Origin of the sequence: Plantactinospora sp. ZYX-F-223 (assembly GCF_039649625.1) — a bacterium.
Lineage (GTDB): Bacteria > Actinomycetota > Actinomycetes > Mycobacteriales > Micromonosporaceae > Plantactinospora.
This window is the reverse complement of the sequence record NZ_JBDJAV010000018.1, coordinates 25,401-37,412: the sequence shown is the minus strand read 5'-3', so window position 1 is coordinate 37,412 and position 12,012 is coordinate 25,401. Positions and strand designations below refer to the sequence as shown.

Genomic DNA, 12,012 nt, shown 5'->3' with positions numbered 1-12,012 from the left:
TCCGGGCAGCCGTCGGTGCTGGAGGTCTTCTGTCATGCAGCAGGTCGAGGCGGATTCCTCGATGCCCGAAGCGGACCGGGCGGCCGGTTCCGTCCGGTGGTACCCCCGGGTGCTCACCCTGGCCGTCGTGATCGTGCTGGTGGACCAGATCACGAAATACCTGGCCGTGGCCGCGCTCTCCGACGGCGGCGTCGTACCGGTCCTCGGCGACCTGCTCAGCCTGCGGCTGCTCTACAACCCGGGCGCGGCGTTCTCGATCGGCACCGGCGTCACCTGGATCTTCACCATCATCGCCGCCGTCGCGGTGGCCGCGATCACCCGGGCCGCCTGGAAGGTCCGCAACCGGGCCTGGGCGCTCGCCCTCGGTCTGGTGCTGGGCGGCGCCACGACCCACCTGCTGGACCGGCTCTTCCGGGATCCCGGGTTCGCCCGGGGGCACGTCGTCGACTTCATCGACTACGCCGGCTTCTTCGTCGGGAACGTCGCCGACATCTGCCTGGTGCTGGGCGGTGCGCTGATCGTCCTGCTATACCTGCGCGGGATCGACATCGACGGCCGGCGCGACCGGGTGTGACCCGGCCGGGCGGAGCCGGGCCAGGCCGAGCACGGTGCCCAGCCCGGCACCGGCCATCAGCAGCATCGCCCAGGCGATCGCCGCCGGCCCGAACGCGCCGACCGCCAGCCCGATCGCCGGGGGCAGCGCGATGCCGCCGGCCATCGACACCGCGACGACGGTCGGGGTCAGCCCGGGGCGGTGCTCGGCCAGCCAGGCCAGCCCGGTGGGGAAGAGGGGACCGACCGCGGCCCCGAGCAGTCCGTACCCGACCGGTGCGATCGGGTCGGCCAGGGTGGCCGCTGCGGCCAGCACGGTCAGTCCGGTGCAGCCGAAGACGATGGCCCGGGCCGAGTAGCGGCGGCAGAGCGGCACCACCGCGAAGCGCGAGGCGGTGAAGGCCAGCCAGAACCCGGAGGTCGCGGTCGCCGCCGCTGCCGCCGGCCAGCCCGTCGCGATCAGGTGGGTGGTCTCCCAGCCGGCCGCGCCGGTCTCCAGCCCGACGTGCAGTACGAAGAAGAGCAGGAACCCCAGCGACAGTGCGGTGCCGACCGGGAACGCCCGCCGCCGTGGGCCGCTCTGGGCGGTGGAGGTGGCGGTGCCCGCCGTACTGGCCGGGTGGCGGGGCCCGGCGGTGGGCCGGGCCGGGCCGGACAGGGTACGCAGGGCCGGCAGGGCGAGGAGGGCCAGCAGGGCGCAGCCGGCGAACGACCAGCCGTACCCGGGCAGCAGCCCGACGGCGATCGGTCCGGCGACCGCGCCCGCACCGAAGCAGCCGTGCAGCAGGTTGAGCATGCCGTGGCCACCCTCGGCGTACACCTCGGTGAAGACCTGGTTGACGCCGCCGTCCAGGCCGCCGAAACCGACGCCCGCGACGAAGGCGGCGAGCAGCGCGTACGGCCAGTCCGGGGCGAGCGGGAAGGCGAGGGCGCCCAGCGCGACCCCGACCAGCGACCAGCTCAGGAAGCGTCCGTCCGGTACCCCGAGCCGGCGGGCCAGGGGCATCGCCAGTACCCCGATGATCGCGCCCGCGAAGTGCACGCTGAGCGCGGCGGCCGCCCCGGCGGCGGTGATCCCGTGCGCCTGGCGCAACTGCGGGATGGCCGGACCGTACAGCGCCTGTTGCAGGCCGATCATCGCGAAGGCGGTGACCGCGCCGAGCACCGCCAGCCGGCGCAGCCGGGGTGGCCCGGGGTGCCGGGTCGGCGTGTTCATGCCAGCACCACCGTCAGGCCCGCGTCGCGCAGCGCCGCCACCTGTTCCGGATCGGCGCCGTCGTCGGTGACGAGGACGTCGGCGAGCTGTACCGGCCCGATCCGGGCGAAGGTGGCCCGGCCGAGCTTGGTCGAGTCGGCCACCACCACCCGGCGGCGGGAGGCGCCGATGGCGGCCCGTTTGACCCGTACGTCGTCGAGGTTGAAGTCGGTCAGTCCGGTTCCCGGGTCGGCGCCGCCGACGGAGAGCACGAAGGTGTCGAACCGCAGGTCCTCGAAGATCCGCTCGGCGAGCGGCCCGACGAAGCAGTGTTCCCCGGCCCGGACGTCGCCACCGGCGGCGATCAGCCGGATCCCGGGCTCGTCGGCGAGTTCGGTGCTGGCCGGCACGCTCAGCGCGCACACGGTGAGTTGCCGGCGCCCGCGCAGTGCCCGGGCGGTGGCCAGCGCGGTCGTCCCGGCGTCGACCACCACGGTCTCGTTGGCGCCGATCAGCTCGGCGGCGGCGGCCCCGATCCGGGCCTTGACGTCGGCGTGCTGCCGGACCCGTACCGCGAACGGCGGCTCGTAGCTGCCCGAGACGGTGCTGACCGCACCGCCGTGCACCCGCTGGAGCAGCCCCTCCCGTTCGAGCAGCTCCAGGTCGCGGCGGATGGTCATCTCCGAGACACCGGCCCGGGCGGTCAACTCGGCGACCGTGACCCGGCCCGAGGTCAGCAGCGTGTCGATGATCGCCTGGTGCCGTTCCTGTGCAGACATGTGTTCGAGTAAAACACTAAATCTGTTCGAATACCAAGATCCTTTGTTCGAGTGAGCCGCGTCTCATCCCCCGACCGGCAGCGGGCGGCCGGGTGCAGAACGAATGGAACAGGGCTCAGCGGCGCGCGACGACCAGCGCGTCCGGCATCCGGAACGACAGGTTGTCCGGGCACCAGGGCGCCCGGAGCACGGTCACGTCGGCCAGCAGCGGAGCCGTCTCGGCAACCACCACCGCCGCCTCCAGCCGGGAGAGCTGGGCACCGACGCAGCGGTGCGCCCCGGCCCCGAACGCCAGGTGCCGGCGGGAGCCGCGCTGCCCGGGCACGAACGCCTCCGGTGCGGCGACCACCGCCGGATCGCGGCCGGCGCGGGCCAGCCAGAGCACCAGGCTGGTCCCCTCCGGTACGGGGGTGCCGGCCAGCTCGGTGTCCCGGGCGGCGACCCGGCGCCAGGTGACGATCGGCGGCTCCAGCCGCAGCGCCTCCTCGACCACGTCCTCGACGTCCACCGTGCCGGCACGCACTCCGGCGACCACCTCCGGGGTGCCGGTGAGCCGGTGCAGCAGCAGGGTGAGGAACTGCGAGGTGGTCTCCTGACCGGCGACCAGCAGGAAGAACAGGGCCCCGATCACGACGTCCGGCGGATGCCCGGCGGCGCGCAGCACGCCGGCCAGCCCGGCGCCGGTGGCGGCGAACTCCCGCAGTACGGCGTGGAACCGGCCCACCACGTCGGCCAGTACCCGCTGTCGGGGCAGGTCGACCGGTGCCCAGAACAGCTCCAGGGCGGCCCGGGTGAACTCCTTGACCACCTCGGCCGGCGCCTCCGGCAGGTCGACCAGCCGGGCCAGTACCAGCAGCGGCAGGTCGGCGGCGAGGTCCGCGTACAGGTCGACGGGTTCACCGGCGTCGAGCGCGGCGCCGAGCCGGCCGACCCGCTCCCGCACGAGGGTGGTCAGCCACGGCCGCTGGGCGGCGACCCGGTGCGGATGCAGCGCCTCGGCCACGATGCCCCGGATCTCCGGATGACTCGGCCCGCCGTTGTTGGCCAGGGTGGGGGGCAGCCGGAAGCCGTGCCGGGCGAGGATCCGGAGCGCGCCGACCGGGATCGGGGTCATCGCGTCCAGGGCGTTGTCCGGGCGGAACGTCTCGGGATCGGCGAGCACCTGGCGGACCAGCGCGTGCCTGGTCACCACCAGGTGCTCGACCCCGACGTGGTCCGGCACCGCGACCAGGTCCGGCCACGCCCGCTCGTCCGGCTCCTGCCAACTACGGAACAGCACCCGGTCACGCTAACCAGTACCGGCGCGGTGGCCGGTGCCGCCGGTCGTCGGGGTGACCTTCGTCAGTTCCCAGACCCGGCTGTGCTTGACCCGGACGCTCTCCAGGGCGACCGTGACCGGGATGTCGTAGCCGGCCAGCGGCTGGAACCGCTCCCTGGGCAGGTACGCCCGCTCCGGGTCGCCGACCAGCACCCGGGCGCCGGCCCGGGCCGCCCGGATCAGGAACCGGAGCACCCGGTTCGCCATCGCCTGGCTGTAGAAGACGTCGCCGGCCAGTACCACCTGGGCGCCGCCCGCGTCGCCGTCCAGGATGTCGCCGAGTTCACCGGCCACCGCCACCCCGTTGGCCTCGGCGTTGGCCTCGACGGCGGCCACCGCCATCCGGTCGATGTCGACGGCCCGGACCTGCGCGGCGCCGGCCCGGGCGGCGGCGATCGCCACCAGTCCGGAGCCGGACGCCAGGTCCAGCACCCGTCGCCCGGCGACCGCCTCCGGATGGTCGAGCAGGTAGCGGGCCAGCGCCTGGCCGCCGGCCCAGGCGAAGGCCCAGAACGGTGGCGGCTGCTCGCTGCGGAACTCGCCCTCGGTCAGCTCCCAGAGGCCGATCGGCTCGGCCGCCTGGTGCAGCCGGATCTCCGGTACCGCCGACACCGGGGTCAGGTGGGCGTACCTTCGGACGAACTCAGCCGGGCTCTCGGACACAACCGCCGATTGTGCCGGTCAGCCGGCCGGGCACCCCGTCCGCCCCCGGCGTCCCGCCCGTCCAGTCCGGTTCCCGTACCCGGGCGTGTCGCGGTGCAGTGGTAACCGGTTCAGCACTCCGCGTCAAAATCACCCTCTTCATTGCTGAATGGTGCTGATACGCCAGTCTTCCGCACATCCAGCAATGCCCATAGCGTCCATTGAGTACGCAATCGGCGCGGATGGGTGGTGGTGACGGTGTGGCGGCTCGCGACCCGGCTCGGGTCCACGCTGGTGTGCGCGACGGTGGGCTGGGCGATGCTGCCGGCCGATCCGGCCGGGGCGGCTCCCGGCTTCGACACCGCGTTGACCCGGCTACCGGGGCGGTTCGTCGCCGGTGCCGGTGCCGAGACGGTCACCGCGGTGATCTCCACCACCCTGGACGGCGAGTGCCGCAAGGTCCGCTGGTCGCTGGTGCTGCGGGCGGACGGTCTGCGGCTCGACCAGATCGGGATCGACCGCATCGAGCAGGCCGGCGTGGTCCCGATGGACGTCCGGGGCGAGGGCGGCGGGGCCAGGCTCACCGACCGGGACCTGGACCCCGGCACGCTGTGCCGGGACCGGACGGTCACCGCCCAGTACCGGCTGGCCGTCGACGACGCGGTGACGGACGGCCGGATCGAGTTGACGGTGGAGGCGTTCGACGCCCAGTCCCGGCTGCTCGACCGGCGCAGCGCCACCCGCGAGGTGATCAGCGAGCGGAGCGGAGCCCCGCCGCGGCGCGCGCCGACACCGAACACACCGGAGCGGGCCCGGCCCACCCCGACCGAGGCGGCGCCGAGCCCGACCGAGCCGGTCGAGCCGGAGCCGACCGAGTCGGTGGAGGGCGACTCACCGGTACTCGCCGAGGGGCCGGACGGGGCCGCCGGATCGGACGGGGGCGGCTCGGGCGGCGGCGAGGCCAGTGCCACCGCCGGTCGGGGCGGTACCGGGCTGACCGGGATCGGCTTCGCGGTCGGCGCCCTGCTGCTCTTCCTCGGCGCCGGCCTGCTGCTCCGGCTGCGCTTCCGCAACCGGTTCGCGGCGGCGGCGCCCGCCCCGGCGCGCCGGGGCCACCAGGCCGCCGCCCGACGCGGCCACCCGGAGGCGGTACGACGGCGCGGCGGTGCCGCCCGGCGCTATCCCGACTGGTGATTCGATCGGATACGCGGAGCGGCCCCACCCGATCCTGAACCGCGATCGGACGGGGCCGCTCTCGCCGCTTACCTGCCGAACGCCTGGAACTCCGCGATCCGGACCTGGCTGCGGGCCGGGCTGGCAGTCGTGCAGTCGGTGCTGGTCGTCGGGTCGTTGTCCTGCTCACCGGCGTACTCCGGGCCGCCGGTGCACTGGCTGTGCCGCACCTGGATCCGCAGGTGCGTGGCGACCGTACGCGGGATGTCGAACGAGCGCAGGTTGACGTCCCGCGAGTACGCCCGGTACTTCCCGCCCGGGAACGCGTCCGACCGGCTGGTGTACACCGTCCGGTAGTTGGCGTCCACGGTGCAGTCGACCCGGGTGGCGTCGCAGGCCAGTACGGCGAACGAGCGCAGCGCCGAGAGGGCGTTCTGGCTGCGCGGGTCGGCCGGGTCGGCGGCGTTCGTCGGCCGCAGGTAGGCACTCACGTTCACCCGGCGTACGGTCTGCGGCCGGTCGCCGGCGAGGTCGACGGTGACCTGCCTGCCGGCCACCCCGTCCAGGGAGGCCCAGTTGGTCGCCTCGGTGTCGTCGACCAGCTTGTCGGTGTTGACCCCGTCCCCGGCCACGGTCGCGCCGGAGGCGGCCGAGGCGAGGTTGCGGTTCAGCTCCAGCTCCAGGGTGACCGGCTTGTCGCCGTGCCGGCCCCGGCCGGGCTCGAACTCCCGGCTGAACCGGGTGTGCCCGAAGCCCGGGGCGACCGCCACGAACGAGAACCTCGTGTCCGCGATCACCTCGAAGGTGTCCGGTAGCGGGGTGGCCGGGTCGGTGTCCGCGACCGGGACGGCCCGGGCCTCGTACTCGCCGAGGTAGAGCCGGATCGGCGCGTCCCGGCTCTCGCCGTCGGCCTTGAGCTGCACCGTGACGTTGCGGGCGCGCGGCGAGGCGAAGCTCGGCGTCGGGTCGGTGTCGGCGGCGCCGAAGGTGGCGGCGTCCCGGCCCATCCCGGAGACGGCGAAAGCGTTCCAGATGATGTCCTGGTTGGCCCCGCCGAACCGGAGCTGGTCCGCGGCGAGCATGTTGTCCCGCATGTCCAGCATGCTGACCGAGCTGGCCGCCTGGAGCAGGTACGAGTCGAAGACGAGCTGGCTCCAGCGCCGGTTGCCCGGGCACTTCTGCACCGCGACCTTGCCGAGGGCGCAGTCGAGCTGCTTCGACGGCGTACCCTGGCCGTACCGCCCGACCAGCGCGGACCGGACCCGGTAGTTGGTCGCGCCCCAGATCTCGCCGTCGGCGTGCACGGCCGGGCCGGCCGTGTTGTAGCCGATGTCGGAGTAGTTCAGCGGGCTGCGGCTGAGGTCGTAGTTCCGGATGCCGCTGACGGTGTTGCCGGTGACGTAGCCGCCGATGATGAACGGCGTCTCGCCCGGGGCCCGCAGGTTGTGCTGGAAGAGATACTCGGCGGCCATCAGGTCGCTCCAGGACTCACCCATGGCGCCGCCCTGGTGGCCGCTGATGCCGCTGTTCGGGCCGCCGATCATCCGGTTGGTCACCGCGTGCATGTACTCGTGCCCGATCACCGTCATGTCGTAGTCGCCGTCCACGCAGGGCGGGTACGGGCCACCGGCGGCGGGCTGCCACAGGTACATGTTGGTGCTCGGCGGGAGGCCGTCGCGCGGGGTGCTCTGGTTGGCGTTGTTCCGGTTGCCGCTGAGCGCACCCTGCTGGGCCCGGCCCTGCTCGGCGTCGCCGCCGAGGCCGTCGGCGGTGAGGTTGACCGCCTGGAGGTTCCAGGCCGCCTCGTCGAAGCCGAGCCGGTAGGTCCAGTCGTGCATCCGGTTGTGCATCGCGAAGAGGTTGGCGATCGCCGCGTTCGCGTCGTTGTCCTGCGCGGCGGCGAAGACCGCCGGGTCGCACTTGGAGGTCTTCCACGCGTCGGTGAACGGGTAGACGTAGTCCCGGGTCGGGCTCTCGGTTGCCGGTACGGCGGGGGTGCCGCCGCCCCACGACACCACGGTGTTGGCCGAGTTGCCCCGCGCGGTGCGCGTCGGGGCACCGGTGGCCAGGTCGACGTCCCAGGCCTGCCCGCTGTTCGGGTCGCGGACCGGGCGCTCGCAGCCGCGCTCGACGGTCAGGCACCAGAGCACCCGGGAGTCCCGGCCCGGCTTGGTCCTGCTCGGCGGGGTGGCCGGGAAGACGGCCCACTTCGGGTTCTCGGAGTCGAAGTCGACCAGGTCCTCGCGGACCAGCACGGTGCTGCGCTCACCGTCGACGAAGGTGGTGAACGCGGTCGGGTGGTCGGTCCGGTCGGAGATCAGGGTGACCTCCCAGGCGGCCCGGGGCGCGGCGTCCGGCACCGGCACGGCGACCTGCCGGATGTCCCGGCTGGCCACCTCGTCGGGGGTCAGCCCGGCGTCGGCCAGCGCCACCGCGTACGCCTGGTCGGCGGTGACGGTGACCGGCTGGGGGGTTCCGGTGTTCCGGGAGAGCGAGGAGCTGACGTTGATTACTGTGCCGCCGGTGATGGCGATGCTGACCAGTCCGTCGTAGCCGGCCGGCAGGTCGCCGAAGCGCTGCCGCAGGGTCACCACGGCACCGGCGCCGATCTGCCGGACCAGCAGCTTCTCCAGGCTGGCCACGGCCGCGCCGTCCAGACCGAACAGCTCGCTGTTGCGGGCCAGGTACTGCCGCGCGGCGGTCTCCGGGTCGGCGTCCAGCCCGGTGGCGAGCGGGCCGTCGGTGGCGGTCAGCGCGTGCGGGGTGCCGAGCGCGTTCCACCGGACCTCACCGGCGACCCGGTTGGCCAGGCCGCGCTGCCGGGCGTTCGGGGCGGCCGAGCCGGCCCGATTGTCCACGTCCCGGTGGGCGTGACTGCCCCCGTACGACTCCGGGTGCTCTCCCGGCTGGGCCGTAGCGCCGGGGTCACCGGCGGGTGCCGCGTTGGCGCTGGTGGCGCCGGGCAGCAGGGCGGCGGCCAGCACGGCCGCCATCAGCGCGGGCAGCCCGCGCCGACCGGTCCAGATCGTTGATCTCCACCGGGTATGTGGCAAGGCGTCCTCCTTGGACGAGATACGACGAAGCCGACCGGTCAGGTCGGCTTACGGGTGGGGGAGTTGGATCATGAGCGCGTGTAGATACGTGAATATCAGCCGGTGCCGGGGGAAGCAAGGAAAGGTCGGGTACCGGCCACGGGGATAGGTCCCGTTCGTATAACGGTTCGGCCGGGCCGCTGGGTTTTCCGGCGTTCTCGCAGGTCCGGCCGGTCTTCGTCGCGGCGGTGTCTCTTGACAAGCGGCCCGCGTCACACCTAGCGTCCGGTTCTGTTGGATCGTTTCATTGCCGTACCGCACGACCTGCCACCGTCAATTACCGCCCCCGCGACCCGGCCCGACGTCGAGGGAGGATCCGCCGCTGCCTGCCCAGGCATCCCTGCGCCCGCTCAGGCAAGCGGTTTCCTGCCCCGACGTCCCGCACCCACCGGCCGTCGTCGCCCTCGGGAAGGAGAATGTCCATGGTGCACACCCGACGGGCCCGCCGAGCCGTGAGGGCCGCAACCCTCGCCGCGGCGGCCCTGCTCGTCCTGCCGCTGGCCGCCTGTGGCGGTGGTGACGACGCCTCGGACGGCCCGGTCACCCTCGACTTCACCTGGTGGGGCAACGAAGACCGGGCCAAGGTGACCGAGCAGGCCATCGACCTGTTCGAGAAGAAGTACCCGAACATCAAGGTGAACACCTCGTTCGGTGCCTTCGACGCGTACTTCCAGAAGCTCTCCACCCAGATCGCCGGCGGCGACGCGCCGGACGTGGTGCAGATGGACCGCGCCTACCTGCGGGAGTACGCCGACCGCAACGCGCTGCGCGACCTCACCGAGTACATCGAGGACGGCACCCTGAAGGTCGGGGACATCACCCAGACGCTGCTCCCGGCCGGCAAGGTCGGCGACGCGACGTACGCGGTGCCGATCGCGCAGAACACCCAGGGCGTCGTCTACGACCCGGCGCTCTGGCAGAAGGCCGGCGTGCCGGCGCCGAGCCCCGAGTGGAGCTGGGCCGACCTCCAGGCGGCCGGGCAGAAGCTGAGCCAGTCCAGTGGCGGCAAGGTGGCCGGCTTCGGCGACTTCGGCTTCGCCATCGACTGGTTCGACATCTGGCTGCGCCAGCGGGACAAGGCCATCTACACCGACGACGGCAAGCTCGGCTTCACCGAGGCGGAGCTGACCGAGTTCTGGACCATGACCGGCCAGATGCGCGCGGTCGGCGCGCTGGCGCCCCCGGCGCTGACCACCCAGCTCGACGGCTCGATCACCAACTCCTCGCTGATCAAGAAGGGCGTCACCGCCGAGGTCAACTACGACTCCGGGTTCACCGGCATGGTCAGCGCGTACGGCGCGCCGCTGGCCATCGCGCCGATGCCGAGCGACACCCCGAAGCGGGGGATGATCGCGGCGATGTCGATGGCCTACAGCGTCGCGCAGCGCAGCGAGCACCCGAAGGAGGCGACCATGCTGGTCGACTTCCTGATCAACGACGTCGAGGCGGGCAAGGTGCTGGCGGTCTCCCGGGGCATGCCGGCCAACGCCAAGGTGCGGGACGCGATCGCTCCGACCCTGGCCCCGAACGACAAGCTGGTCTACGAGTTCGAGCGGTCCGTCGTCGACAAGCTGCTGCCCACCCCGCCGCCGCAGCCCAAGGGCGGCGGCGCGGTCAAGGCCGAGTTCCAGCGGATCTACGACGAGGTCATCTTCGGCCGGATCCCGGTCGCCGAGGGTGCCAAGCGGGTCATTGACGAGGCCAAGAGCCAACTCGGCTGAGGCCAACCGCGGACACCGGAGGGTGCCCCCGTCCCGGATGGGACGGGGGCACCCGCGTTTCCGGCCGGCGGCCCCGGAATGCGGCGGGGCCGGGAACCCGGGTGGCCGACCCGGCCATCCGGCCGGCCGCCCGGGCGTCTTCCCGGGCTCGCGGTCGTGCGCCGCGAGTCGTTCGGGCAGCGGTCAGGACCCGGGGTGTACCGCGAACACGTGCGCCGGGGCCGGCGGCAGCGGGCCGACCGTCAGCACCGGGCCGTCCGGGCCGGGACGCCACCGGGGCTGCGCCGCCGCCGGGCCGACCGCCCGGAGCCGGGCCCCGGGCGGCAACGACAGCCCGGGTACCCCGAACTCGGGCCCCGGGTCGCCGAGCACGATGAGGTAGCGGACGTCGTCGCGCCGGGTGAACCGGACCGGTACCCCGGCACTGGTGACCGCCGCCGGCACCTCGCATGGACGGGTGCCGTAGATCGCCTCGCCGTACCCGGCCAGCCACCGGCCCACCTCGGGCAGCACCGCCCGCTGTGCGGCCGGGACGACGCCCCGGTCGTCCGGGGTGATCCCGAGCAGCAGGTTGCCGTTCTTGCTCACCACGTCGGCGAGCAGGTGCACCACCTCGGTGGCGGAGAGCAGGTGCTCCGCCGTCTCCTGCCGGTTCCAGCCGAACGACAGCCCCAGCGCCCGGACCGTCTCCCACGGCGCCGGATCGATCTCCGACCGGGTGCCGTACTCCGGGGTGCGCACGTCGGCGCGGTCGCGGGAGAAGCGGTCGTTGACCACCCCGTCCGGTACCGCCGCGTAGTAGTCCGCGACCAGCCGGTCGGGGTCACCGGCCGACGGATATCCGATGTCGTTCCAGAGCACGCTCGGCCGGTACCGGTCGATCAGCTCGCGCCAGTGCGCGTCCACGTACCGGGCGTATCCCGGCGAGTCGGGGACGCTCGCCGCCACGTCGGCCATCCGGCGGATCGGCAGGTTGCCGAAGGTCCAGTCCAGGCCGCCGGAGTAGTAGAGGCCGTAGCGCAGGCCACGCTCGCGCACCGCCGCGCCGAGTTCGCCGATCACGTCCCGCCCGGTCTGCCACCGCGGCAGGTGCGGGTTGGGGTGTGCGGAGGGCCAGAGCAGGAAACCGTCGTGGTGCTTGCTGGTCGGCACGACGTACCGGGCGCCGGCCGCCGCGCAGAGGTCGGCCCAGGGCGCCGGATCCCAGTCCCGGACCGCCGCGACGAACTCGGTGCGGAAGTCGGCGTACGGCCGGTCGCCGTGCACCCGCCGGTGGTACGCCCGGGTCGGTCCGGCCAGCAGGTAGGTGTTCTGGTACCACTCGGCGTACGAGTGCCGGGCCAGCGGGTCCGAGTGCTCCGCCGGGCCCGCGGGGCCGTCCGAAGTGGACTCGTCCGGGCCGGTCCGGCCGGCGCCGAGCAGCCGTACCACCTCGTCGTCCAGGGGCGCCCAGGCCGGGACGGAGTAGAGGCCCCAGTGGATCATGATGCCGAACTTGGCGTCCCGGTACCAGGCCGGGGTCTCCCGCTCCCCGCGCACG

At 73.4% G+C, this 12,012-nt stretch carries 9 protein-coding genes; 3 read left to right on the top strand and 6 right to left on the bottom strand.

Going from position 1 to position 12,012, the window contains the following annotated elements; all coding sequences use genetic code 11:
* The first annotated feature begins 34 nt into the window (after positions 1-34).
* Positions 35-574 (top strand): signal peptidase II, encoded by a 540-nt coding sequence (locus tag AAH979_RS19345; RefSeq protein ID WP_346259525.1) that lies wholly within the window; start codon positions 35-37, stop codon positions 572-574.
* On the opposite strand, the gene AAH979_RS19340 is transcribed toward AAH979_RS19345, so the two are convergent.
* The 4 genes from AAH979_RS19340 to AAH979_RS19325 all read right to left on the bottom strand — a co-directional run bounded on the left by AAH979_RS19340 (position 527) and on the right by AAH979_RS19325 (position 4,507).
* Entirely contained in the window at positions 527-1,768 is a 1,242-nt protein-coding gene (locus AAH979_RS19340) for an MFS transporter (RefSeq protein WP_346259524.1), read from the bottom strand. The genes AAH979_RS19345 and AAH979_RS19340 overlap by 48 nt on opposite strands.
* Positions 1,765-2,526, bottom strand: coding sequence for a DeoR/GlpR family DNA-binding transcription regulator (locus tag AAH979_RS19335; protein ID WP_346259523.1), 762 nt, complete (start codon positions 2,524-2,526; stop codon positions 1,765-1,767). Before AAH979_RS19335 ends, AAH979_RS19340 begins: the two co-directional genes overlap by 4 nt.
* 115 nt (positions 2,527-2,641) lie before the next feature.
* Positions 2,642-3,805: a cytochrome P450 gene (locus AAH979_RS19330; RefSeq protein ID WP_346259522.1), complete on the bottom strand. Its 1,164-nt coding sequence runs from the start codon at positions 3,803-3,805 to the stop codon at positions 2,642-2,644.
* A 9-nt stretch (positions 3,806-3,814) separates the two neighbouring features.
* Positions 3,815-4,507: a 50S ribosomal protein L11 methyltransferase gene (locus AAH979_RS19325; RefSeq protein ID WP_346259521.1), complete on the bottom strand. Its 693-nt coding sequence runs from the start codon at positions 4,505-4,507 to the stop codon at positions 3,815-3,817.
* A 228-nt stretch (positions 4,508-4,735) separates the two neighbouring features.
* On the opposite strand from AAH979_RS19325, the gene AAH979_RS19320 reads away from it, so the two are divergent.
* Positions 4,736-5,680 (top strand): hypothetical protein, encoded by a 945-nt coding sequence (locus tag AAH979_RS19320; RefSeq protein ID WP_346259520.1) that lies wholly within the window; start codon positions 4,736-4,738, stop codon positions 5,678-5,680.
* 68 nt (positions 5,681-5,748) lie between these two features.
* On the opposite strand, the gene AAH979_RS19315 is transcribed toward AAH979_RS19320, so the two are convergent.
* On the bottom strand, positions 5,749-8,712 hold the full coding sequence (locus AAH979_RS19315) for a M36 family metallopeptidase (protein WP_346259519.1): 2,964 nt from the start codon (positions 8,710-8,712) through the stop codon (positions 5,749-5,751).
* 461 nt (positions 8,713-9,173) lie between these two features.
* Between AAH979_RS19315 and AAH979_RS19310 the strand changes: the two genes are divergently transcribed.
* Positions 9,174-10,472 (top strand): extracellular solute-binding protein, encoded by a 1,299-nt coding sequence (locus tag AAH979_RS19310; RefSeq protein WP_346259518.1) that lies wholly within the window; start codon positions 9,174-9,176, stop codon positions 10,470-10,472.
* A 183-nt stretch (positions 10,473-10,655) separates the two neighbouring features.
* Here the strand turns inward: AAH979_RS19310 and AAH979_RS19305 are convergent, their stop codons facing one another.
* Positions 10,656-12,011 carry an alpha-L-fucosidase gene (locus AAH979_RS19305; RefSeq protein ID WP_346259517.1) on the bottom strand — a complete coding sequence of 452 codons (1,356 nt, stop codon included), beginning with the start codon at positions 12,009-12,011 and terminating at the stop codon, positions 10,656-10,658.
* Position 12,012: the final 1 nt, after the last annotated feature.